The sequence below is a fragment of the Bacillus sp. mrc49 genome, assembly GCF_002803435.1.
The window spans coordinates 97,619-122,955 of record NZ_PHNG01000688.1 but is presented as its reverse complement, the minus strand read 5'-3'; the positions used below and the strand labels follow the sequence as shown (position 1 = coordinate 122,955).

Annotated in this window: 23 protein-coding genes; all 23 read right to left on the bottom strand. The window is 43.0% G+C overall.

Going from position 1 to position 25,337, the window contains the following annotated elements:
- Positions 1 to 133: 133 nt before the first annotated feature.
- The 23 genes from aroA to CVN76_RS11780 all read right to left on the bottom strand — a co-directional run bounded on the left by aroA (position 134) and on the right by CVN76_RS11780 (position 25,211).
- Positions 134 to 1,420: a 3-phosphoshikimate 1-carboxyvinyltransferase gene (gene aroA, locus CVN76_RS11890; protein ID WP_100531408.1), complete on the bottom strand. Its 1,287-nt coding sequence runs from the start codon at positions 1,418 to 1,420 to the stop codon at positions 134 to 136.
- Between the two features lie 21 nt (positions 1,421 to 1,441).
- Positions 1,442 to 2,545 carry a prephenate dehydrogenase gene (locus CVN76_RS11885; protein WP_100531407.1) on the bottom strand — a complete coding sequence of 368 codons (1,104 nt, stop codon included), beginning with the start codon at positions 2,543 to 2,545 and terminating at the stop codon, positions 1,442 to 1,444.
- Between the two features lie 47 nt (positions 2,546 to 2,592).
- Complete coding sequence (hisC, locus tag CVN76_RS11880) at positions 2,593 to 3,705, bottom strand: histidinol-phosphate transaminase (RefSeq protein WP_100531406.1); 1,113 nt, start codon at positions 3,703 to 3,705, stop codon at positions 2,593 to 2,595.
- Positions 3,706 to 3,786: 81 nt separating this feature from the next.
- On the bottom strand, positions 3,787 to 4,155 hold the full coding sequence (gene aroH, locus CVN76_RS11875) for a chorismate mutase (protein ID WP_100531405.1): 369 nt from the start codon (positions 4,153 to 4,155) through the stop codon (positions 3,787 to 3,789).
- Between the two features lie 25 nt (positions 4,156 to 4,180).
- Positions 4,181 to 5,260, bottom strand: coding sequence for a 3-dehydroquinate synthase (gene aroB / locus CVN76_RS11870; RefSeq protein WP_100531404.1), 1,080 nt, complete (start codon positions 5,258 to 5,260; stop codon positions 4,181 to 4,183).
- A 3-nt stretch (positions 5,261 to 5,263) separates the two neighbouring features.
- Positions 5,264 to 6,436, bottom strand: a complete 1,173-nt coding sequence (gene aroC, locus CVN76_RS11865; RefSeq protein WP_100531403.1) for a chorismate synthase — start codon at positions 6,434 to 6,436, stop codon at positions 5,264 to 5,266.
- Positions 6,437 to 6,691: 255 nt separating this feature from the next.
- Positions 6,692 to 7,465 (bottom strand): CheR family methyltransferase, encoded by a 774-nt coding sequence (locus CVN76_RS11860; protein WP_100531402.1) that lies wholly within the window; start codon positions 7,463 to 7,465, stop codon positions 6,692 to 6,694.
- A 151-nt stretch (positions 7,466 to 7,616) separates the two neighbouring features.
- Positions 7,617 to 8,063 carry a nucleoside-diphosphate kinase gene (ndk, locus tag CVN76_RS11855; RefSeq protein ID WP_034308008.1) on the bottom strand — a complete coding sequence of 149 codons (447 nt, stop codon included), beginning with the start codon at positions 8,061 to 8,063 and terminating at the stop codon, positions 7,617 to 7,619.
- A gap of 96 nt (positions 8,064 to 8,159) precedes the next feature.
- The gene (gene hepT / locus CVN76_RS11850; protein WP_100531401.1) at positions 8,160 to 9,122 is read right to left on the bottom strand and encodes a heptaprenyl diphosphate synthase component II; all 963 of its coding nucleotides are present in this window, start codon (positions 9,120 to 9,122) and stop codon (positions 8,160 to 8,162) included.
- Between the two features lie 34 nt (positions 9,123 to 9,156).
- The gene (locus CVN76_RS11845; RefSeq protein ID WP_100531400.1) at positions 9,157 to 9,867 is read right to left on the bottom strand and encodes a demethylmenaquinone methyltransferase; all 711 of its coding nucleotides are present in this window, start codon (positions 9,865 to 9,867) and stop codon (positions 9,157 to 9,159) included.
- 3 nt (positions 9,868 to 9,870) lie between these two features.
- Positions 9,871 to 10,701 carry a heptaprenyl diphosphate synthase component 1 gene (locus tag CVN76_RS11840; RefSeq protein WP_157805650.1) on the bottom strand — a complete coding sequence of 277 codons (831 nt, stop codon included), beginning with the start codon at positions 10,699 to 10,701 and terminating at the stop codon, positions 9,871 to 9,873.
- A gap of 245 nt (positions 10,702 to 10,946) precedes the next feature.
- Positions 10,947 to 11,195, bottom strand: a complete 249-nt coding sequence (mtrB, locus tag CVN76_RS11835) for a trp RNA-binding attenuation protein MtrB (protein WP_100531398.1) — start codon at positions 11,193 to 11,195, stop codon at positions 10,947 to 10,949.
- Positions 11,196 to 11,212: 17 nt separating this feature from the next.
- Positions 11,213 to 11,779, bottom strand: a complete 567-nt coding sequence (gene folE, locus CVN76_RS11830) for a GTP cyclohydrolase I FolE (RefSeq protein WP_061144291.1) — start codon at positions 11,777 to 11,779, stop codon at positions 11,213 to 11,215.
- Positions 11,780 to 12,080: 301 nt separating this feature from the next.
- Positions 12,081 to 12,353 carry an HU family DNA-binding protein gene (locus CVN76_RS11825; RefSeq protein ID WP_061144292.1) on the bottom strand — a complete coding sequence of 91 codons (273 nt, stop codon included), beginning with the start codon at positions 12,351 to 12,353 and terminating at the stop codon, positions 12,081 to 12,083.
- Positions 12,354 to 12,837: 484 nt separating this feature from the next.
- Positions 12,838 to 14,316 carry a stage IV sporulation protein A gene (gene spoIVA, locus CVN76_RS11820; RefSeq protein WP_061144293.1) on the bottom strand — a complete coding sequence of 493 codons (1,479 nt, stop codon included), beginning with the start codon at positions 14,314 to 14,316 and terminating at the stop codon, positions 12,838 to 12,840.
- A 231-nt stretch (positions 14,317 to 14,547) separates the two neighbouring features.
- Complete coding sequence (locus tag CVN76_RS11815) at positions 14,548 to 15,270, bottom strand: hypothetical protein (RefSeq protein ID WP_100531397.1); 723 nt, start codon at positions 15,268 to 15,270, stop codon at positions 14,548 to 14,550.
- A gap of 16 nt (positions 15,271 to 15,286) precedes the next feature.
- The gene (locus tag CVN76_RS11810) at positions 15,287 to 15,484 is read right to left on the bottom strand and encodes a DUF2768 domain-containing protein (RefSeq protein ID WP_061144294.1); all 198 of its coding nucleotides are present in this window, start codon (positions 15,482 to 15,484) and stop codon (positions 15,287 to 15,289) included.
- A gap of 344 nt (positions 15,485 to 15,828) precedes the next feature.
- Positions 15,829 to 17,202 (bottom strand): putrescine aminotransferase, encoded by a 1,374-nt coding sequence (locus CVN76_RS11805; protein ID WP_100531396.1) that lies wholly within the window; start codon positions 17,200 to 17,202, stop codon positions 15,829 to 15,831.
- A gap of 283 nt (positions 17,203 to 17,485) precedes the next feature.
- Complete coding sequence (locus CVN76_RS11800; protein ID WP_232732189.1) at positions 17,486 to 19,591, bottom strand: sigma 54-interacting transcriptional regulator; 2,106 nt, start codon at positions 19,589 to 19,591, stop codon at positions 17,486 to 17,488.
- A gap of 437 nt (positions 19,592 to 20,028) precedes the next feature.
- Positions 20,029 to 21,366, bottom strand: coding sequence for an APC family permease (locus CVN76_RS11795; RefSeq protein WP_100531394.1), 1,338 nt, complete (start codon positions 21,364 to 21,366; stop codon positions 20,029 to 20,031).
- A 381-nt stretch (positions 21,367 to 21,747) separates the two neighbouring features.
- Positions 21,748 to 22,794, bottom strand: coding sequence for an NAD(P)H-dependent glycerol-3-phosphate dehydrogenase (locus CVN76_RS11790; RefSeq protein WP_100531393.1), 1,047 nt, complete (start codon positions 22,792 to 22,794; stop codon positions 21,748 to 21,750).
- Positions 22,795 to 22,810: 16 nt separating this feature from the next.
- On the bottom strand, positions 22,811 to 24,121 hold the full coding sequence (gene der, locus CVN76_RS11785; RefSeq protein WP_061144299.1) for a ribosome biogenesis GTPase Der: 1,311 nt from the start codon (positions 24,119 to 24,121) through the stop codon (positions 22,811 to 22,813).
- Between the two features lie 469 nt (positions 24,122 to 24,590).
- Positions 24,591 to 25,211 (bottom strand): YphA family membrane protein, encoded by a 621-nt coding sequence (locus CVN76_RS11780; protein WP_100531392.1) that lies wholly within the window; start codon positions 25,209 to 25,211, stop codon positions 24,591 to 24,593.
- Between the last annotated feature and the right edge of the window lie 126 nt (positions 25,212 to 25,337).

Below are 25,337 nucleotides of genomic sequence, written 5' to 3'. Positions count from 1 at the left end.
TTGATTCGAAGGCCCTTTTCGTAAATTTCATGACCCATTCACGCAAAATGTCAGCGCTTTCAACATTTCCAAGCACGTAAAAATGAAAAAAAAAGTTTACGGTCCTGGTCAAGGGCCGTAAACTCTTGGACATTCATTGTATTAAATGCGTCATATGCTCAAAGAATTCAGGATAAGAGACATCAATCGCATCAGGGTCGACAAGTTCAACATCCCCATCCGTTATCAATGCGGCGACAGCGAGCATCATTCCGATGCGATGATCTCCATGGCTTGTAACTTTTCCACCATTCAGGGTCTTACTTCCATTGATGATCAATCCATCTGCTGTAGGCGTTATATCAGCGCCAAGAATCGATAGCTCATTGGCCACCGTATCGATTCGATTGGTTTCTTTAACCTTCAGTTCTGCTGCATCCTTGATCGTAGTTACCCCTTCTGCCTGTGTTGCCAGAAGCGCAATGACCGGTATTTCATCAATTAAGCGCGGAATTAGGTCACCTGAGATGGTGATTCCTTTTAGGCGTGAACTCTTCACAGTGATATCCCCTGCCGGTTCGCCTCCACTCGTCTTCTTCTCGATCGTGATATCCGCTCCCATCGCTTTCATGACTTCGAGGATTCCAGTCCTTGTCGGATTTAGGCCGACATTCTTTAAGACGACTTCACTATTTTTTGTAACCGCAGCTGCCACCAAGAAGAAAGCGGCCGAGGAAATATCTCCCGGCACATGTACGGTAGTTCCTTTGAAAACCTGATTTCCGCCCACTTTAATGGTATGTCCATCTTTTTCGATTTTCCCGCCAAACGCCTGGATCATCCTTTCGGTATGATCACGAGTCTCTTCCGGTTCAACAATGATCGTTTCACCCTCCGCCTGTAAGCCTGCCAGGATTATCGCCGATTTGACCTGTGCACTTGCCACAGGCAATTCATAGCGGATACCCTCCAGCTTGCCTCCTCTGATGAAGATCGGGGTATATTCTGCTCCCTTACGGCCGTCTATGACCGCCCCCATCTGACGGAGAGGATTCACCACCCTGGTCATTGGCCGTTTGGCTATTGATTCATCTCCTGTCAGTACCGCCGAAAAATCTTGTCCTGCCAAGATACCCGTCATTAATCGAATTGTCGTCCCGGAATTTCCGACATCCAGCACTTCTTTTGGTTCGGTTAATCCCTTGAACCCTTTACCCTTGATACGGACACGCTTCCCTTCCTGTTCGATTTGGATGCCAAGCTGTTTAAAACACGAAATCGTGCTTAAACAATCGGCTCCCGGAAGAAAATTAGTGACGGTCGTTTCACCTTCGGCAAGAGCCCCGAACATGATCGAGCGATGGGAGATCGATTTATCCCCAGGTATGTCTATCGAACCGCGTAATGATTGGATATCGGTTTGTAATTTTTTCGTTTTCATGCTACCTTCCTTCCCCTGTCATCATGCCAGGATCGTTTCATAATCTGAATGTCTGGAGATACAATCCGCTGCTTTAATGCGGTCAACATCCGTTTGGAAGCTAATGACCAAAACACCGTATATCTCTTCCCTGGTTTCGATGATTCTTATGTTCGTAATGCTGATTCCTTCTTGCGCCAGATATCCGGTAATCTCTGAAATTATTCCCGCATAGTCCGGTATATCGATATATAAATCATAAAAGGCTGGTATGGCACCTTTGGCGTGAGTCGGCAAATCATCCCTGAAAACCTTGGCATCCGCAAAGAAGCGAAGGATTTCCTCACTATCTCCATCCTCCACCAAACCTTTTACATGCTCCATTTCAGCCAGCCAATCCTTCATTAACTCAAGTAACACATCCCGGTTATGCAACAGAATATCACGCCACATTTCCGGACTGCTAGAAGCTATTCTTGTGATATCACGAAAGCCACCGGCCGCGAGCCTGGAAATCAATTTGTTTTCCTTGCTATAATTTTCTGCCTGCTTCACAAGACCTGATGCGACAATATGTGGAAAATGGCTGACGACACCCGTCAGCTTATCATGCATGGAAGGAGTGACGACCAAAAAGTTCGCTCTTGTTCCTTTTAGCCATTCCTTCAGCCGTTCCACCTTTTTCTCCTCGATGGAGTCTCCCGGTGTAAGCAAATAGAACGCATGCTCAAACAAATGCAGCTTGGCAGCTCCTGCGCCGCTTTTATGTGAACCAGCCATAGGGTGCCCCCCGATGAAGGCCACCCCTTTATCAATCAATGGTTTTGCTGCCTTTACGACTGTATCCTTCGTGCTTCCCGCATCGGATATGAGGACGTCACTCTTTAAATTCATGTCAGCCAATTGTGCTAAAATCTTGACGGTCTCATTGACAGGCACAGCAAGAAGGATCAAATCAGCCTCACACGCCCCCGCTTCCAGAGTAGAAACGGAATCATCTATCGTTCCCAGCAGCATCGAGAGTTGAATATTCTTTTCACTGATATCCGTACCAATTATCACCGCTTCAGGATGTGCATGGCGGACAGCCTTGGCCAATGATCCTCCAATTAGCCCCAGACCTATTACAAAAACCTTTCCCTTCACTCTTCTCTCCCCCGCATCCTTTGAGGCTCCATAAGGTTTGATGCATGTTATAGCAGCGAATCAGATGGTGCCTCGACTTCATTCAAGAACGTTTTAATCGCATTGATCATTCCTTCGTTTTCCTCAGTTGAACCAATCGTTATCCTCAAGCTGGTAGGAAAACCGAAACCTTTCCCACTCCTTGCAATGTATCCGTGCTCAAGTAAATATTGGAACACCATATCGGCATCATGTTTAAAGTGGATAAAAATGAAATTGCCTTGTGACGGATAATACGCTAAATTTTCCTTGTCGCAAAATTCGTAGTACTGCTTGAGGCCTTTTTGATTTTCATCCTTGCATTTTTCTATGAAAGCTTGGTCTTCCAAAGCAACGATAGCGATATTCTGTGCGAATGTGTTGACATTGAATGGTTCGCGCGATGGGTCCAGCTTCTGAATGATATCCTCATCCGCCAATCCGTATCCTACCCTGAAGCTGGCAAGACCATAAATCTTTGAAAATGTGCGCAGTATGATCAAATTTTTGAATCTATTGATCCATTGATTCGTTCTTGGGTAATCCTCAGCCGTTGCATATTCACAATATGCTTCATCCAGTACGATAAGGACATCTTCAGGCACCTTTTCGATGAACGATAATAGTTCCTTTTCCGGGATGTATTTCCCTGTAGGATTATTCGGTGTACATAACCAGATTACCGCGGTTTTTTCATCTATCGCCTTCAGCATGCCTTCCAGATCATGCGCACCATCAAGATGGGGAACCTCCCTGACTTCTGCACCTTCAAGCGTAGCATTATGACGGTATTGCGAGAAAGTGCCCGTTGCCATGACCGTATTCTTTCCTGCGCCCAATAGGCTTCTGGAAATGATTTGAATGTTTTCATCAGAGCCATTCCCAAAGATAAGCTGAGTCTGCTTCACGCCTGTATGCTTCGCAACAGCTTCTCTAAGCATCGTTGCATAGCCATCCGGATAGATGGCAAAAGAATGGGTTGAATTCCTGACGGATTCCTTGACCTTTTCTGAGCACCCGAACGGATTTTCGTTAGACGCGAGTTTCGTGATTTTTTCGAGACCGTACAATTTCTTCACTTCATCTGTGGACTTTCCCGGTTGGTAAGATTTCAAGGAAAGGACCGCTTCATTCCATTTCATGTCAATCACCTCTATAGTTTTTATCACTTTAAAGCCAGAAAGTGTGAGAATAGTATATCATATTCCTGGGTTCGAACCGCCTTACCCCTTTTTTATCAAGTCCGGCCGTAATGCAATGGCCCCTTCCTGATAGATATGCTTTATTTCTTGTTGCGTTTTCGTTGTATTGACATGAATCATGACACGGATGCAGAATGGCAGGGAGTTGCTCACAGGTATCTCCCTCATGCATGTTACCGGTACATAGGTCCAGCCGTCGAATTTCCTCAAGGCTTTGGCAGGGAAAACCGAACGGATCTCATCCGTAGCTGAAAAAAATACGGAGGCAACCGTGTCAGGATCAATCTCATTGACCTGGATGATTTCCGCCATCAGCTTTTCGACGGCGGCGATCACTTCCGTTTCTGTGTCTCTTTCAATTGTAGTGGCACCTCTAATTCCTCTTATCACACACAGTTCCCCCTTTTCCTTTAATTTATTTCATTTCAGTCATTTCATCTATCAGCTCAGAGTCGGGTATATCTTTTAATATTGGTGACCCCACCTGATTTAGCAGGACAAAGGTAGCTGCTTCATTGACTGATTTTTTGTCCGTTTTCATTAAATGAAGTAACGCTGCAGTTTCAAGGCGGTCTGGTATGGTAATTTGGTAGCCTAATTGAGACACCCAATCAATGAATTCCTCAAGGTTAAAATCGAGACCCTCTTTTTTCATACTCAATTTAAGAGCATAAACCATCCCGATTAAAATCGATTCTCCATGTGTAAAATTCCCATAACCCATGGAACCCTCCACTGCATGTCCAAGTGTATGGCCAAAATTCAAAAACGCACGAATGCCCATTTCTTTCTCATCTTCTTCGACAATTGCCGCTTTAATGGCGATTCCTTTTGTGATCATTGTCAGAAATTGCTCATCCGTAATCTCATTCAAGTCCACAATATTCGACTTTAGCCAATGATAAAAGTCATTATCGGCAATCAAGGAATGCTTAATCACTTCAGCAAAACCTGACCTTAATTCTTTCAGCGGCAGAGTTTGTAAAAAATCCAGATCATAAATGACCGCTTCAGGTTGATGAAAGGCACCAATCATATTTTTCCCTGAAGGGTGGTTGATGGCGACCTTGCCTCCCACGGCACTATCGTGGGCTAGCAAAGTCGTCGGAATCTGGATGAATGGGATTCCCCTCATGAATGTGGCCGCAACAAACCCAGCCAAGTCACCGACTGCTCCGCCGCCAAGGGCAATAATCAATGACTTGCGATTGAGTTTCTGGGATAGGCAGTAGCCTTGGCATTCATAAAACACTTCGAATGTTTTTGCATGCTCCCCTTCAGGCACGATATGCTGCAGTACCGGTTTTCCGGTCTTGATCAATGCATGTTTCACGGTTTGCAAGTGCAGCTCAGCAACCTTCTCATCTGTTATGATCAAAATCTTGTTTAGGTGATTGAATTCAGCTGTTATTAATTCTGGCAGTTCCTGTATTGCCTTCTTACCGACCAAAACGGGATATTGCTTGGAGACCGTTGTTATTTGGATGGTTTCCATCTATTAAAACCCCTTTACGTCTTCCCGATACGACCTTATGTATTCAGCTAACTGTTCATAACGATCTGAAGGGAATTGATCGACGATGGCAGCCGCAAGCTCCCATGCCACTACTGATTCGGCAACTACTGCCGCTGCAGGAACTGCACAACTATCGGAACGCTCGACACTTGCTTCGAACACTTCCTTCGTATCAATATCAACACTTTTCAAAGGTTTATATAAAGTCGGGATCGGCTTCATTACACCGCGCACAACGATCGGCATGCCAGTTGTCATACCGCCTTCAAAGCCGCCAAGGCGATTTGTTTTCCGGTAATAGCCCTTGTCTTCATCCCAGGCAATTTCATCATGGACATCACTGCCGAAGCGATGGGCCGCTTCGAAACCAATTCCGATCTCGACCCCTTTAAATGCATTGATGCTCATGATTGCAGCAGCAAGTTTTGCATCAAGCTTACGGTCATAATGTACATAACTTCCTACACCAACAGGCATTCCTTCGACAATGACTTCAACGATGCCCCCGATGGAATCTCCCTTTTGTTTCGCTTCATCGATGGCATCCTTCATCTGCTGCTCGACGTTTTTATCGAAACATCTAACTGAAGATTCCTCTGTCACTTGCTGCAATTGCTGAATCGTTTCATATACCGGCGGTTCTGCCTTCACTCCGCCAATTTCCAGAACATGTGAGGCCACTTCAATCCCCAATAACGACAATAGCTTTTTAGCCACGGCACCTGCCGCTACCCTTACAGTCGTTTCACGGGCTGATGACCGTTCCAAAACGTTTCTCAAATCGCGATGTCCATATTTGATACCGCCATTCAAATCGGCATGCCCTGGACGAGGACGCGTGATTTTCCGTTTGACTCCTTCAGCTTCTTCCTCTGAAAGAACTTCACTTCCCATGATTTTTGTCCAATGTTTCCAATCGTCATTCTCCACCACTAATGCTACAGGTGAACCTAATGTATAGCCATGTCTGATCCCCGAGGATATGAACGCCTGATCTTTCTCGATCTGCATCCTTCGGCCACGCCCATGCCCTTTTTGCCGGCGTCCCAGTTCTTCATTGATATCTTCATTCGTAATCGGCATTCCAGCCGGTAATCCCTCAATAATTGTCGTTAGCTGCGGACCATGTGATTCTCCCGCTGTTAAGTATCTCATCTTCCAGCCCCCTTTTAGCACTTTAAAGTGTATATGTATCAATATACCACAATTTTATTCAATGTGGGTATATGTAAACCTAAAAACCTTTTTGTACGTTGAATTTATTCATTATTCATTTTATTTTACATCTTCTCCAACATTTTCGATATAGTTTAATCACTCTGATCTTGGCCCGCGGCCCCATCGGGCATATTAGAGCAAGCGAAAAGAGACTGAATGCGAATGCACGATCAGTCCCTTATGGATAAGTATTCACTTTTTTTGATAAAAAAATGTGTCAATCGTTTCAAATTGATATTTTCCAGGGGTGAATATTTGCTCCGTACTTCCGACAAAAAATACCCCCCCTCCAATCAGCGATGCACTGAACTTCTCATACAATAGATTTTTGGCTTCTTCAGTGAAGTATATCAACACATTACGGCAAACGACTAAATCGAATCCCTGCTCAAAGCGGTCCGAAAGAAGATTGTGCCGTTTGAATGTGACCCTCTTCTTGATTTCATCCGAAACCAGATAAAAATCCGCTTCTTTTTTAAAGTACTTCCTTTTTATTTCTTCTGGAACTTCATTTAAGGATCTTTCCGGGTACATCCCCAATTTCGCCCGTGCCAAGACATTTACATCCAAGTCCGTTGCCAAAATTTCTATTTGGCTTAGCGGGACGAGATTTGCTAGAATCATTGCTATCGTATAGGGTTCCTCACCCGTTGAACAGGCCGCACTCCAGATTTTTAATTTTTTTTTGCTCCCCAATAAGCCAGGAAGGATTTTATGCTCCAACACTTCCCATCTTTTCGCATTTCTATAAAATTCAGAAACATTGATGGTCATCCTATCCAAAAACTCGTTTAAAACGCCGGGATTGGCTTGGATGTCTTTATAGTATTCACCGAATGAATGATACCCTCTTTTTTCGTATAAAGATGTCAGTCGCCTTTTCATTTGCCCTTCCTTGTATAATGCCAAATCGATACCTGTCAGCATCTTGATATTCCGAATAAACGCTTCATATTCTTGAGGCATCCCCACGACTCCCTTGCACATATTTATTTTAAATAGTTCTTCTATATATATCGGAGAATGGCATTTTTTCTTTAAAGGCCCAAAATAAAAAAGCGGATTCCGTCGCATGAGGGCGATGAAATCCGCTTTAACATTCATTTGAATCTATTGATTAATAAACCCACTCGTTAACAAGTTTTGAATACTCAACAAGTTCTTCTTCTTTGAAGAATAAACCGATTTCGCGTACAGCGCTTTCAGCTGAATCAGATCCGTGAATGATGTTCTTGCCGACAGTTACGGCAAAATCACCGCGAATAGTTGCAGCAGCGGCATCTTTAGGGTTAGTGGCACCCATCATTTGACGTGCAGTCGCGATTACATTTTCACCTTCCCAAACCATTGCGAAGACAGGACCTGAAGTGATGAAGTCCACTAATTCGCCAAAGAAAGGACGTTCTTTATGCTCGCCATAATGTTGCTCAGCCAATTCCTGAGAAATGACCATCAATTTTGCCCCTGCAAGCAGGAAGCCTTTTTTTTCAAAACGGGAAACGATTTCACCGATTAGATTGCGTTGAACGCCGTCAGGCTTAACCATTAAAAATGTTCTTTCCATTATTGTCACTCCTAATATGTATCATTGTTATTTGCCTATATAAGGCAATCCTTTTAGAATATTACCATTGTTTGAGCAGTTTCGCAACTGCAAGTATTAAAACTTTCTTTTTCCGATGTTTTTCGCGATATCGGATAATGTTTTTCTCGCTTTTATGGCTGGCAAGCCTTTCAATTCAGTAAACGCCTTTTCCAAATACAGGTCACCGACCTTCGCTGCCTGTTCGATGGCACCGGAAGATTTTATCGCTTGTATGATAGCGCTCATTTCTTCTTTAGGCGTATCCTCACGAACCGTTTCGATAAGCTTCTTCAGTTTTGGGTCTTCCATTGCAATCAAGACGGGCAATGTGATGTTCCCCTGGATCAAATCACTTCCAGCTGGTTTTCCAAGTTCTTCCTCCGAAGCCGTAAAATCCAATATATCATCGGTGATTTGGTAAGACATCCCGACATAATATCCGAATTTAAATAGCTTTTGATGGATCTTTTCATCAACACCCGCTGAAATCGCCCCCAATTGGCAACTGGAAGCGATAAGCAATGCCGTTTTCCGTTTGATTCTCCTGAAGTATATCCGCCAATTTTGTTCGAAATTGTATTTATCTTTAATTTGTTCTATTTCCCCAAGGCATAATTCGACCATCGTATCCGCGAGAATTTGGTGCGCAAGGGGTGACTCGATCACTGACATCATTTCCAGTGCACGTGCAAAAATGAAGTCGCCTGTATACATGGCGACACGATTATCCCATTTTGATTTGATGGTTGCAGATCCCCTGCGCAAATCTGCATCATCCACAACATCATCATGCACAAGCGAAGCCGTGTGAATCAGTTCCAATGTCGCCGCAACATGCTTTACGATGTGAATATCATAATCGCCAAACTTGGCGCCCAATAGGACGAATACCGGACGGATCCGCTTTCCGCCGGATTGCAGCAAATGCAGGGAGGCTTCCCTTAAAACAGTGGAATCCGCTTCAATAGCGTCTTCCAATTCTTTTTCTATTAATTGCAAATCTGCATTCAAAAATGAATACATCATTTTAAATTTCATACATTCCACCCAGCTTTGTCCATTGCTATTATGCTTATTTTGAAGGCTTGTACCCGAAATGTGTTGCTGCAACACCGCCGAAATGGGACTTGTAACTGACATTTTCCATTCCTGCCTGCTTGAACATGCTTTCAAGCTTTTTCATGCCTGGGAAATCGCGTGCAGATTCCTGAAGCCAAGAATATTCGCTGTAGCTTTTCGCGAATAACTTACCGAACACAGGCATGATGAAGCGGAAGTAAAAATAATACCCCTGCTTGAAGCCGAGCGTGGTTGGCTGTGAGGTATCAAGGCAAACGATCATTCCCCCCGGTTTGGCGACACGGTTTAACTCTTTAAGCACTTGCATGTAGTCAGGAACATTCCGCAGCCCGAACCCGATCGTGACGTAATCAAAGCTATTATCCTCAAAAGGCAGTTCCATTGCATTCCCCTGCATCAGGGAAATTTGATCCAAATTGAGATCCTTCACCTTTTGCTCACCGATTTTAAGCATGTTCTTACTGAAATCCAGACCGACAACACTGCCTTCTGGTCCTACTTCATTAGCAAGCGCAATGGTCCAGTCCGCTGTGCCGCAGCATACGTCAAGGGCGTGGGCGCCTTTCGGGACATTCATGATGGCCATGGTAGCCTTCCGCCACTTAAGATGCTGCTTAAAGCTGATGAGGGAATTCATCTTGTCATAGTTTCCGTATATCTTCTCAAAGACATGATGAACTTTTTGCTCTTTAGACTGCTCCATGCTTCACCCTTCTTTCACATATGAATTTGCTATACTTGCTGTTTGTTCCATGAGGACCTTCACTCGTTCCCTTAGCTCATCATCCGTTTTCATCAGTTTTTGCATCGAACGCTCCAAGGATTTCCTGGCATCCCCCAAGCATTTCTCGAACCTGAACCGGACCTGTTCTTCCTTTTGTGGAGCGAGTTCTTCCAGATCATTGGAACCATCTGAAGGCATCTCCCGGAGGATATCGAATATGATCGATCGCCCCGTCTTCAAGTAATGCCCCTTTTCGGCATGAAGCCTGCTCAAAAGCAGGAAATCTTCCGAAACATCGATCCAGGCAGGCTGTTTATAATAAACCGCGAGTTTGTGGATCAGCGAAGCCTCGATCGCTTTTATCGTCGTTACAAGTGATCGAACATCCTTTATCGACCTTTGTTGATATAGGATGATTTTATTGTCATTTATTTTTTTTATGGCGCTTGAAAGTATACGGATCATCTCAACATTCCCCACACTGGCAAGAACCTGGTAGTACAGACCACTGTAGTAATCACCGGCAAGCACCTGTAATTGGCGGTTTTTCAATACTTCAGGCAATTCCGGTCCCTCAACCGAATTCGATACGATTTCGTGGGTGTCGAGGGCGATTTGCACGAGCATGGTCGAAGTGATGTATTGATCCCTTTTTTCGCTTTTAACGTCCAAATCGTTAAACAATCCCCAAAGCAATAGCAATTTATCTTCGTCCAAGCTTGGTTTTTGTATAAACTTCAATAAATATGGATGTTGAGCTTTCTTTTCTATTAATCGTTTTAATTGGCTTTTGTCGTCCGTTATGTTTAACAATTGAGACCACCCTTGCATCCCTGAAAGATATTTTTTTCATGCATATTGGTTTCTGTCTGTGTAAAATACACATTATTATACCATAAAAACAATCAGATGAAATGGACAACGTTTATAAAAAGAAACTTCCAATTATAAGGAAGCGGCCGCTTAGCTTCTAAAAAAAATGGATGCGGGGATTTTCCAGCTTGTTAAACGTCCTATCAGATATTTGAGTCAGTCTCAAGCAGTTGTTAGACTGGCTATCATTTTTCAAAAGAATTTTTTTTTGAATCACTTTCTATCTCACCGAATGGCGTATACACTTTGGCATGTCCCCGGATTTTGATTGCCGAGGTATGCTCCGTGAATTGCGCGATCATCACCTCGCCTGAGTCAAGCTTCTCCGAGTGATGGAACTTGGTATCCGTTCCCCTCGTCAATCCGATCACATTCACACTATCCTCAATGGCCTTAATTACCACAAAATCGTTCAGGATCTTTTTCTCATTCATTTTTTTGCCCCCTATCCTTAATCTTTAATGAACGCCAATACTTCCGCCCTAGTACGATGATCTTTTGCGAACGTTCCCCTAACAGCGGAGGTGACTGTTTTGGAACCTGGTTTTTTGACGCCGCGCATCGTCATGCACATATGTTCTGCCTCGACCACCACCATCACACCATGTGGTTCAAGCTTTTCCATTATCGAGTCGGCCACTGTTGAGGTGATGCGCTCCTGCAACTGGGGACGCTTCGATACAGCCTCGACCGCACGAGCCAATTTGCTAAGGCCCGTCACTTTCCCGTTTTTCGGAATGTAAGCTACATGCGCTTTACCGTAAAAAGGGACTAAATGATGCTCACAGACCGAGTAAAACGGAATATCCTTTACAAGTACGAGTTCTTCATGGTCCTCGCCGAAAACCGTATCGAAATATTCCTTTGGATCTTGATTAAGTCCAGAAAAAATCTCCTCATACATCCTTGCCACACGCCCTGGTGTATCAAGCAGTCCTTCTCTTGTCGGGTCTTCCCCTACAGCCTCAAGAAGCATCTTTACCGCTTCCTCTATCTTGGCATGATCTACATTACCCATTTATCCGTACCTCCTAAAAATTAAAAAAATCGTATGTATTCAAATAAATTTCAAGGTAATAACGACACCCTGAGATCCTTCAATCCTATCGTTAACGCAGCCGGGGCCCTTGCAATATTGTACCATTCCTGCACAGCCTTGTCAGAACTGCATTTTCCGTATGTTTATTTCATTCTTGCCTACAGCGTTCCTAAAATATTCACTGTCTTTTATATTATCACAGATGGAAATTAAGAAGCAAAAAAAGGACCGCGTTTGCACGCGGCCCTTTTCGGTTAAGCACCCGTATGTAATGGTAGAGTTACTTCACTGCATCTTTCAGTGCTTTACCAGGTTTGAAAGCTGGCACTTTGCTAGCTGCAATTTCGATTTCGTCACCAGTTTGTGGGTTGCGTCCTTTACGAGCCGCACGTTCACGAACTTCAAAGTTACCAAAACCAATCAATTGGACTTTATCACCAGTTTTTAGAGCTTCTAAGATTGTATCAAAAACAGCATCAACAGCTTTTGTAGCGTCCTTCTTAGAAATTTCAGTTGCTGTAACAACTTCATTAATTAATTCTGTTTTGTTCATGCCATTCACCTCCTCCCAAAAGGAATCTTTATAAAAAATCATTATTACAACACTATAATAGTGATTTGATATTAGTTTCGTTTCGAACATTTTCAATCCCTGTAAACCGGGGATGACCAAGCTGATTAAATTTCCAAATAATGCATCCGGAAATTTAAAATAGGTCGAAATCGCTGTTACAACGCGTTTTCTGTATGTAGATTATCACAAATCCTATAAGCTTAGCAAGGGAATTCAAAAAATAATGGGAATCTTTTCATTAATAATTGTATATATTATAAATTTTGTCTTTCGCTATTCATCATTTCCCGTTTTTATAGAAATTAAACTTATTATTTCACTGAAAATCGCTTAACCATGGGGTTTTTTCAAGATTTTCCTAAAAATGCGAAATAAAAACGGACTTCAGCAGGTTTGTTCCTGCCATGAGCTGCATGCAAAAAGACCAATCCAATGAAGGAGTTGGTCCAGCGTTTCAACGTTTTTATAAGATGATGGCAATCAAGCCCCCACTGCCCTCATTAATGATTCTTTCCAAAGTCTCTTTCAATTTGTAGCGTGCATTGTCCGGCATCATCGCCAATTTCACCTGGATGCCTTCCCTGACGTAAGAGCTCAGGCTTCTGCCAAAAATATCAGAGTTCCAAATGGAAAGTGGATTGTCTTCAAAATCCTGCATCAAGTATCGTACCAATTCTTCACTTTGCTTCTCCGTCCCGATGATCGGTGAGAATTCCGATTCGACATCGACCTTGATCATATGGATGGAAGGAGCCACCGCTTTTAATCTGACACCGAACCGGGCTCCCTGACGGATAATTTCCGGTTCATCCAGGCTCATATCATTAAGGGAGGGAGCTGCGACTCCATATCCCGTTTGTTTGACCATCCTCAGTGCATCAGCTACCTGGTCATATTCCGCTTTTGCATAGGCAAAGTCCTGCATCAATGATAATAGATGGTCCTTGCCCCGTATTTCCACACCGACGATTTCCTTAAGGATTTCGTCGTAAAGTTCATCTGGTGCATATAGGTCGATTTCGGCAACACCCTGCCCCATCTCAATACCTGCAAGGGCTGCACGATCGATAAAATCGAATTCATTGAAATGTCCGACCACCCGATCAACATCCCTCAGGCGTTTAATGTCCTTCACCGTCTCTTTAACCGCTTCCTGATAGCTTTCCCTTAACCAATGATCCTCTCGCAAAACCATTACCCAGCTTGGGAGGTTGACATTGACTTCAAGAACAGGAAATTCATAGAGGGCTTCACGGAGGACACTGTAAACATCCGATTCCCTCATTCCCTCGACACTCATGGCCAAGACGGGGATATCATACTTTTCCTGGAGGGATTCCTTTAAGGCCACCGTATTCGGATGGTGGGGCTGGACGGAATTGACGATCATGATAAACGGCTTGCCGACCTCCTTCAATTCTTCGACTACCCTTTCCTCAGCCTCTAAATAATCACTTCGTGGTATTTCTCCTATAGAACCATCCGTCGTAACGACCACACCCAAGGTGGAATGATCTTGAATCACTTTGCGAGTGCCTATTTCCGCCGCTTCATTGAACGGGATCGGATCCTCATACCAAGGTGTATGAATCATGCGCGGACCATTTTCATCTTCACACCCTTTAGCTCCAGGTATCGTGTAACCGACACAATCCACTAAACGAATATTCACTTCCAGACCTTCGGCTACGGAAATCGATGCTGCCTGATTCGGTACGAATTTTGGCTCTGTCGTCATGATCGTTTTTCCGGCAGCACTCTGCGGCAATTCATCCTGTGCTCGTGCACGGTCAGCTTCTGACGGGATATTAGGTATGACGACTAACTCCATGAATTTTTTAATAAATGTCGATTTCCCTGTCCTGACGGCACCGACAACCCCTAAATAAATGTCGCCGCCGGTCCGTTCAGCTATATCTTTAAAAATATCTACCTTTTCCAAGGTATCCCCTCCCGAATTAGCGTTTTGGGATTTCGTTTATCCATTTGTTTTTATTAGGACACTATATATCTATGATGTTGTCCTAAAAATTTATTCCAATTATTTCCCTGGTTCAATCCCTTCCTCCACCAGAAATTTTATATAAGGGTTGTTATTTTTATAAGTAAGATGAACTAAAGATAAAGAAATAACCCTTCCCCTACAATATATTTTGCAGAAGAAGGGTTATGCCTATTTTTCTAGAAATATTGGATTTTTTGTTTTTGCATCAATTGTATAAGGCAATGAATAAGCTGGAACGAACTCCGAGCTTTGTACAAGCAGTTCCCTGATATCATCACCCGGTTTGATTTTTGCCTCGTGTGTCTTCAAAACATCGATTAGATCAGGGGTATAATCAACAAAAATATTCCCACGCCCATCCACTACTAGATAGAGATCTTTTTGTGAAAAGGGACTTGTGACCGTGGGAGCTTCCTTCAGGCCCATCTTTTCATGATCGAGGGTAAAGACATCATCGGATAACCTTTCCTTGAATGGCGGGTATCCGTTGTTCTGCTGATAGGCGGTCAATCTTAATGAAACATCCTGAATCTTCTGGGCCATCCTGACATCCAGCAATTTCACAGTCGGATCTTTTTCAACATCGACTAGGATATATTGAAAAACACCTCCAGATTCATAGGCGTTATCCGGCGGTTCTGCCATGTACCTGGGAGAAATCTTAGAAAATTTAATGACATATTTTTGATAAAGCGGTGTCTCGGCATCTTTCGTAACGATTGGCAATATGCCACCTTCGTCCTTTTGAAATTGATCGACGGCACTTTGGACGGATTGTATTTGCTCTTTATAAGGCAGCTGATTTTGCATTTTTTGCTTCTCCGGATATAAACAGCCGGATAATGATGCAGTGATGGTTAATAAACATAATATTTTGAAAAAATTCCTCATCATTTCTCCTCACCTATCAAGTGGTTGGCCCGCTAAGAACAACGACAATGATGATCAAGCCGGCTAGTATCATAAGTATGTATGCGATGATTGCTGTCAAGCCTCTCCAAAAGCCTTTTAACTTATAGCGGCTTAAGTAGATAAGAAATATCGAGATAACCATAAAGCCCATGGCGATGAAGGATATCCACATTTTTTGCAGAGCGGGTGTCATATATTTATCACTCCTTTTTCCAGAAATTATTATAACATACCAAATTACGTTAAAGGAATTAAATCATTGTCCAAACTGTGCATTTGTCACCTGAACGGCTTGAATTTCCATCAATAATCGGGTTTCCCCGCTTTATTTCTTCATCTTGACCCGAGACCTTTCATGAGTTGATTGCGTATCCAAAATCGAAACCAAGCAGCACTGGTGGATGACTCAAACTGAATAATGACGGAGTTCAACGTCCAAATTGTTCAAGCCATAAAAAAAGTAGACAAACTCGATTTCCATCGAGTTTGCCTACAGTGTGAGGACGGCCCTAAGGCTGTCTTTTGTACAGATTCCGATTAAGCTTGAAGTGTTGGCAGCACTTCTTTAAACGCATTGATGACGGTATCGACTTCATCCAATTGAATTGTCAATGAAGGCTCAATCCTGATCGTTTTGGAATTAATGAGCGTACCTGCGACTAAAATGCCTTTATCAAACAAGGCTTTTGAAAATTCATAGCCCACTTCGTCTTTATGGAACTCAATACCGATCATCAATCCTTGGCCGCGAATTTCCAAGACCTTGTCTTGGTGCTCGTTTGCCGCTTCCCTTAAACCATTCAAGAAATATTCACCCACTTCTGCAGCACGCTCCGGTAATTTTTCTTCCAAAAGAACGTCGATCGTAGCTATGGCCGCAGCGCAAGCGAGTGGATTTCCGCCAAACGTCGTCGTGTGCATGAATGGATTGTCAAACCAGCTTTTAAATACTTTCTCATTGGCCACGACTGCACCAGCTGGCATCACCCCGCCGCCAAACGCCTTAGCCAAACAAATGATATCCGGTACAACATCATAGAGCTCGGAAGCGAACATTTTACCAGTTCGGCCCATGCCAGTCTGAACTTCATCCAATATCAATAATGCATCATATTCGTCGCACAATGCTCGAACCTGTTTTAAATAATCTTGCGGAGGCAGGATGACCCCGCCTTCACCTTGGATAGGTTCCAACAGCACGGCAGCGACATCTTCACCGACCAGTGCACAACTTTCAAACGTTTTTCTCATCATATCCACATCACCGAACGGAACATGGCGCACACCTGGAATCAGTGGGATGAATGGTTTTCGGAACATGCCCTTTGCCGTAGCCGAAAGGGAACCAAGGCTCTTTCCATGAAATGATTTTGTCGTGGAAATGATCGTGAAGCGGTCACTGTACATTTTAGCAAGCTTAAGCGCAGCCTCCACGCTCTCCGTCCCGCTGTTCGTAAAGAAGGAGTATTTAAGATCTCCCGGCGTGATATCGGCAAGAATCTTGGCTAGCATTGCCCGTAGAGGGTCAAGTAAGTCCTGGCTATGGAGGGCTTGCCTTTGCAATTGATCCGTGACTGCTTTCACGACTTTAGGGTTGCGATGACCAACATTATAAATCCCGAATCCCCCTAAACAATCAATATATTTCTTTCCATTTACATCCGTAAAGCAGGAATCCTGATCTGACCACTCAACAGCGGCGAATTGTGTGTCTTTTGTCACTGTCTTCCGATATTCCAAAAAACCAGGGTTTACATGATTACGGAAATTCTCGACCGTTTCCCTCGTGACCCATTGGGCATCCTCTTTTGAAATTTCCTTTTGTTCGATTAATTGAAGCACTTTTTTAATATAGTCTTGAGTTTCCGATTGGGTAGCTTGAGTTTTTTTGCTTTCAACATTAATAGACATGTAATAATCTCCTTTTTGATAACTGTAGTGGTTGGATCATTTTAAATATTTCTGGTGAGATGTTAATGCTTACCTCCCTTTTTGCTTATATATATATAATTAAGCAAGAAGCATGCCAAGTTAAAAATCCTATGGATATCGTCATTTAGGTTAGCATCCCCTCCGAAACTATGCGAAATTGCATAGCTCTATTTCAGTTTGCATAATCGCCTTTTTGTCGGCATCTTCAAGAAAAAAAGCCATTGGACAAGCGACTGTAAATCGCTTGTCCAATGGCTTTCATTTAATAGGCATTTTTTTCGATATTCCTGCTTTGTTCAGCCAGGACCTTTTGATACTTCCTGCTTACGGAGGATTGACTTATCCCTAGCGCTTTTGCCGCTTTCGTCGTCGTTTTGTACTGTTTCATGGCAAGCATGATCAGTTGCTCCTCGACATGATCCATGGCTTCCTGAAGAGGTAGGATCCGCGTAATGATTGGTTTCGTTTGTTTAAAACCGCTCCCGACAGGAATGAATCGTTGGATGAAGTCAGCATCGATCATCTCTTCATCAGCAGAAACAACCAACCTCTCGATCATGTTCTGCAATTCCCGGATATTACCGGGCCACGTATACACCTCCAGGATGTTCAAGGCATCAGGGGAAAAGTGGTAGTTCCGTTGATACCTTTCATTCAATTTTTGGAGAAAATGAAAGGCAAGCGGCGGTATATCCTCTGGCCTTTCCCTTAAAGGGGGGACATGTATCGGAATGACGTTCAGCCGATAGAACAAATCTTCCCGGAACGTTCCCATTTCGACCATTTTTTCCAATCCTTTATTGGTGGCAGCAACGATTTGAACATCGATCGGGATCGGTGTCGTACTTCCGATCGGAATCACTTCCTGCTCCTGAAGGACACGCAGCAGCTTGACCTGAAGATGGATCGGCATGTCACCCACTTCATCAAGGAACAAAACGCCTTTATTGGCCTGTTGAAAATAGCCGACTTTCCCGTTTTTATCCGCTCCGGTAAAGGAGCCTTTCGTATAACCGAACAATTCACTTTCAAGAAGGTTCTCAGGTATTGCGCCGCAATTTATCTTCAGGAAGGGCTGTTTCGATCGCCTCCCCATTTTATGAATGGCTTCGGCTATCACTTCTTTCCCAACCCCCGATTCCCCATTGATCAGAACGGTAGAGGAAAAATGAGCGATTTTCTTGATTTGGCTGATGATCTGTTCCATTTTAGGACTGGCAAAAATCAACTCTTTATAAAATTGGTCTTGCTTTTTGAACGAATCCAATTCTTTTCTCATTTCATTCAATTCCGATTTCAATTGCGTCGTTTCGGTAATATCCCTAGATGCAATCACGATTCGTTCGATTTCCCTTTTTTCATTGAATACAGGCGTTCCGACGGAAAGGACTTTTTTATTCATTTTCGTATCTTGGACAATCGATACTTTCTTTTTTTGTTCAAGGACAAGACGAGTTACAGAAGGATTGAAAATCCCTTCATCCTCCAACTGCAAGAGATTCTTTCCGATATAATCCTTTAAATCCTTACCCCAAAAACCGGAAATGATACTGTCACTATAGCGAAGCAGCTCCCCTTTTTGATTAACGACCAGGATTTCATCATAAATATTCGCTAAAATGGCATTCAAGTCTTTATTCGAACTTTTTATCAATTCTATTTCCATCGCCATTTCCTCAACCATCGGTAAATCCTGAACGATGATGATCAGGCCTTCCACTTCTTTAGCATGGTTCAGGATCGGGCTATAATCGACAAGTACACTCATGACATCGGTGATTTCCAGCTGATTAAGAATACCGCCCCCGCTTGCAAACACGCTATGTATATGCTCTTTATTAAAGATGGTCTCAGCTGGTTCATTAAGAACCTGTTCAGCAGGTTTCTTGATCATTTTCAAGCCCGATTCATTGAAGTTCACGATATTTTTTTCTTTATCCGCGACAAAAATCCCCATCGGAATAGAAGTTAATATGACCTTTAACAGGTCCAGGTTTTGTTTGCTGTCCTGCTTGAATAATTCCGCTAACACATCTTCCCTTTTGACATAACCGGTAAGCATGCCATCGTCGGTCTTGATCAGGACGATTGGTTCGCCAATAATTTGAAACAGAAGCGGCAAGGATATGTTCGGAGGCAATTTACAGACATTATCAATCGATAAGGCATACTGTAAAAGCTGTTCGACTGTTGTTATTCTTTCATTTAACGGCAAATCATCCATGCGGATATAGGCAAACACCTGATTATCCTTCATCAGAAAGAAGAAAGGTTCCTGTATCTCATGAATGTTTTGCTCTGAAAGTGCTGGCTGATCGATCGTGATCGTTATGAATGGTCTAATTTTATCATCCGGAATGGATAACACAGTTTCACTCCCCTTAAAGTAACCTAGTCTATATTTTAACATAATTCTGAATTGCTAGATAAAAAATAACCCTAACTTTTGATACCCCTTACACCTGTGCCTATTCAAGCCATAAGAAAAGGGCCATCCGCTGGCCCTTTTCCTCTATACGGACGACATTTTCAGTCTCCCTTTCCCACCGATATGGAGAAGGAGGTTCCTGCTGCAGCCATTATCACCCTACACGAAAAATCGTCATAATAATCAGTAAACTGTATCTTTGCGTCTAGGGCCAAAAAGTTTCTGATACAACCTGTTGCGACAAGTACCATTACCTCTACATGCATGCATTGAATCCGCTTACCAAATTATTGATCAAAAACGAATAGGACATTGATTTGACCGCTGCTTAACGTCTTAAAAGTGGTTCAGCTGCCTCCCTAATCATGAAAGTCGATTCACTGTGCCTCTTCAAAACTGAATAACGGGGGGGATTCCGTAAACCATTTCGTCCGGTATGAAAGATACACGATCCCTATTCCTGCCCAGACTGTCCCCAGAATCAAGGAGCTCATTTCAAGATTAAGCCATAGGATAAATACCGATGCCCCGCCAATAATAGGGAATAGCATATTGGCAAGAAATCCTTTGACCGTGTGAAAACTTTTGTTCCTGACTGCATGGACGATTACGCAAATATTCACGAAAGTGAAAGCCATCAGCGCTCCGAAATTGATCAGCGAAGTAGCCGTAACCAGATCAAGGAATAAGGCAACCAGCGAAATGGCTCCGACAAAGATGACATTAAAAAATGGCGTATTATATTTTGGATGGACAAATCCGAAAAGCTTTTTTGAAATCATCTGGTCGCGCCCCATCACATATAACAACCTTGATACACTGGCATGTGAAGCAAGACCGGAGGCAAGGGTACCGCATAGTGTGCCAGCAAGGAATATGGATTGGAATAGCTTCCCGCCTACGAAAAGCGCAATTTCCGGGGAAGCTGCTTCCGGATCATTGAAACGGGAAACATCGGGAAAGAATAGCTGGGTGAAAAATGCAGCTGCCACAAATAAAACCCCTCCGATGAGAGCCGTCAAAAAAATGGCCCGCGGAATCGTTTTGGCTGGATTGGGTGTTTCTTCCGATAATGTCGTGACAGCGTCGAACCCCAAGAAGGAAAAACAAAGGATCGTAGCACCCGCAATGAGCGTCGACGTTTCCAGATGAGGCCCGATGAACGGCTGAAGCGAGGAAACGTCTCCTGTACCTTCACCATTCATGACCCCCTTGATGACAAGTGCCACGAAAATGATGATTACGAGAATTTGAAAAAAGACAAGGAAGCTATTGAAGTTTGCAGCGAAATTAACATTGAATAAGTTAATTCCAGTCATTAACAAGACAAATGACACCACCCATATCCATGGGGCTACTTCCGGAAAAAGTGCCGTTAAGTATATTTTTGTTAAAATCGCATTCACCATCGGTAAAAATAAGTAATCAAGCATCGATGACCATCCGACAAGGAAACCTAAATGCGGATTGATCGTTTTTTGTGTATACGTATAGGAGGACCCGGCCTGAGGATAAATTTTCACCATTTTCCCATAGCTGGCTGCCGTAAACAGCATTGCCACCAAAGCAATGACATAAGCGGTCGGCACATGTCCTCCCGTTAATTCGGAAACGATCCCGAATGTATCAAAGACGACCATCGGCGTCATATACCCAACACCAAGCAAGACGATTTGCCATAAGTTTAAAGACCTTTTCAGTTTACCTGTTTGCATGTATCATGCCCCTTCCCTTTTTTTCGAGAATAATTGACCAACTTCTCCGTTCATTTCAAAAAATTTCTTGGTTATATTACACTCAGCAATTTTCATACCAAAAAAAATAGTCGATATTTAACAAAAAATAAGGAAATATAGAGAATGTTTCATGCAAACTTGAATAACCTATTCATTTTTTCATACCTTCAGGGAAGTTTTTTTCCACAAAAAAAGCAGAAGATATTAAGATATCTTCTGCTCATTTGACTAAATCCCCCGTGCCGAGGTCAAATTACTAGTTTACTTTCGTTGCATTGTATGCTGATACATGGCAAGACGCATCATCGAATGCCTAATTAATTGAAATTCTTTTATGAATGCAGCAAAAAAAGGGAAATCCTACTGCCTGTTATCCAAAATGTTGTATAGTTCTTCCATTTCATTCGTTTTTGAACGATTCATCAAAAGGTCAACTGCACTTTTCACTTCTTTTCCATTGAATAAAACATGGTACAGGGCTTCAGTAATCGGCATATTGACTTCGTATTTCCGGGCTAGCTGGTAGGCGGCTTTAGTGGTTCTGACCCCTTCGACCACCATTCCCATGCTTTCCAATACTTCATCCAGTTTTTTTCCTTTACCAAGCATATTCCCTGCTCTCCAATTTCGGGAATGAACGCTTGTACAAGTGACGATCAAATCACCAATTCCAGCTAATCCTGAAAAAGTAAGTGGATTGGCACCCATGGCCACTCCTAAACGGGAGATTTCTGCCAAACCACGGGTCATTAAGGCAGCCTTTGCATTATCACCATAGCCTAACCCGTCGGTAATCCCTGAAGCCAAGGCAATGATGTTCTTCAGGGCTCCGCCAATTTCAACACCAATCAAGTCGGGATTCGTATAAACACGGAAATTGTTGTTGATGAAGATGTCCTGAGCTTTTTCTGCCGCCTTCATATTTTTTGAAGAAACGGCAACTGTCGTTGGGTGACGGAGACTGACCTCTTCCGCATGGCTTGGTCCCGAAAGAACAACGATATCCTTTAGCCATTCCGGAGAAGAGACTTCTTCGATCATTTCAGAAATACGCAGCAGGGAGTCCGGTTCGATCCCCTTACTTACATGCACAACTGTCAATGGTTTATCATGGGCCGCTTCAACCTGCCCAAGAACTTCCCGGTAAGCTTTGGTCGGCACAGCCAAAATGATCATTTCAATTCCGACCAACGCTTCCTTGATGGAAGAATAGCCTTTAATCCCTTTCGGCAATTCAATACCAGGCAAGTATTTTTCATTCGTATGATGTTGGTTTATTTCTTCAATTTGCTTCGGATTATGTCCCCATAATCTCACTTCATGCTGGTTATCAGCTAATACCATCGCTAAAGCAGTGCCCCAGCTACCTGCACCAATGACTGCGATGCTTTCTTTTGCTTTCACCATTGTATGACTCCCTTTACTATTTTCTTTGGCGCCCAAAAATCCGAATTGGTGTTCCTTCGAAACCAAAGGCATCCCTAATTCGATTCTCTAAAAATCTTTCATAGGAGAAATGCAATAACTCAGGATCATTAACGAATACAACGAAAGTAGGCGGCTTGATCGCTACCTGGGTCGTATAGTAAATTTTCAAGCGGTTCCCATTATGGGTTGGCGTAGGGTTCATCGCCACGGCATCCATGACCACTTCATTCAATACGTTTGTCTGAACTCGAATGGCATGATTCTCACTAGCCTGATCGATGACCGGAATCAATGTATGTGTCCGCTTTTTAGTCAATGCAGAAAGATAGATGATCGGCGCATAATCCAGGAATAGGAAGTGGGCACGGATTTTTTCTTCAAAATCCTTCATTGTCTTTTCATCTTTCTCGATCGCATCCCATTTATTGACGACGATGATGACCGCCCTGCCTGCTTCATGGGCATAACCGGCAATTTTTTTATCCTGCTCGCGAATGCCTTCTTCAGCGTTCAATACGACAAGAACGACGTCTGAGCGTTCAATTGCCCGCAATGCACGAAGTACGCTGTATTTTTCCGTACTTTCATACACCTTCCCTTTTTTCCTCATTCCAGCGGTATCAATGATGACATACTCTTTACCGTTATATTTATAAGGCGAATCGATCGCATCACGGGTCGTACCCTCAATTTCACTTACGATAACGCGATCTTCCCCCAGCAATGCATTGACCAATGATGACTTGCCTACATTCGGCCTTCCGATCAAGCTGAATTTAATGACATCGTCAGCATAATCCTGGCCACTGAAATTAGGGAAGTGCTTCGCTGCTTCATCCAGCAAGTCTCCGAGTCCAAGTCCGTGTGATCCGGAAATCGGGAATGGATCCCCAAATCCTAACGCATAGAAATCATAAATTTGATCTCTCATTTCTGGATTATCGACTTTATTAACCGCAAGGACAACCGGCTTTCTGGACTTATAAAGAATCTTGGCTACTTCTTCATCGGCAGCCGTAACCCCTTCACGGCCATTCGTCATAAAGATTATCACATCGGCTTCATCGATGGCAATTTCAGCCTGTTGGCGAATTTGTTCAAGGAACGGCTCATCACCGATATCGATTCCGCCTGTATCAATGATGTTAAAATCATGTGTCAACCATTCACCTGAACTATATATCCTGTCACGTGTCACTCCTGGAACGTCTTCGACAATCGAAACCCGTTCTCCCACTATTCTATTAAAGATCGTCGATTTACCTACGTTCGGACGACCGACAATCGCAATTACCGGTTTTGGCATTGCTATTCACCCTTTCTGCTACTATATCTCTGTCAAAGTCACGAAATCCAGGAATGCATGCATTACTTGCATTGCATTATTGTTTTTCATTATTTCCTACTTCAAGGAAAAGACTGTATCCATCATCATATAAAGGAAACTTCCATCAGGACTACATGCACAACTGATGATCAGTTAAACGTATCAAGGATTTACAGGCAAGATCGTTCACTTTCTTTACATGAACCGACTGCATGCTAAAACATGATTATATACAGCCCAAAAAAATGAAGAAAGCTCTCAAGCGTGTGCTTCCTTATTAATTGTTTAGAGCACTTTACGATTTATCTACAGACCTCTAACTACCCTATAGTACCAAATTTCGCGCCAATCAACAATGATTGTATAAATAAAAGCCTCCCATTCCATATTACTCCATTTAACAGGCATCATTGGGATAAAACACGAGAAAGGATCTCCCCCCCCTAGTTCACTGATTGAAGTTTTCTTTTCTCTGTTTCGATAAAAATCTCGATTGGGAAGCTGCATATATATATTGGCCAACAAGCTCCAACATCCGCCAAAGTACGTTTGCTCCCAGAATCAGTGCTGCGTCATCATGCCAAGCGAAAGCCAAGGCCACATATGGGAAAGAGTGATAAACCAGTAAAACAGAATATATGATATCCCCCATTATTAAACCAATTAAAAGGGCAAACAAGCGATGTTTCCAATTTTTAAAAAGTAATAGGATAAGATAATTCAAAAAGAGGCACAAGAGGTAGGAGGGGTTGATAATGAGCCATATCGGGTCTAGCAAAGAAAAAAGTTGAAAACTTGCATAGGCGAGCGTAACGATAAGACAACCGCTGATCAACTCCATGATTTTGAAAATCGATTGCTTCCTGATATACACACACAGTATTAAGAATAGGTAGAGTCCGCTCACATGCATGGAAAGCAAGGAAATCTCCAACTTATATCCCGCTAATAGCATGACTGCCAACAGATGAAACAAAAAATCAAACCGATATGGCACCGTTTTCGGAATAAAAAACATGACAATGACCCAAACTATCCAAGACAACCAATAAAACAATATTCCATCCATGCAGCATCCCCCTCTAGGAAACATTATGGCTCGTTTTTTTAAAGAATAAACGTAATGTCCTGCAATTATTGGGGCTTTATATGCATTCATTCACATTTCCGCTCGGTCATTTTAAATTAAGGAGGT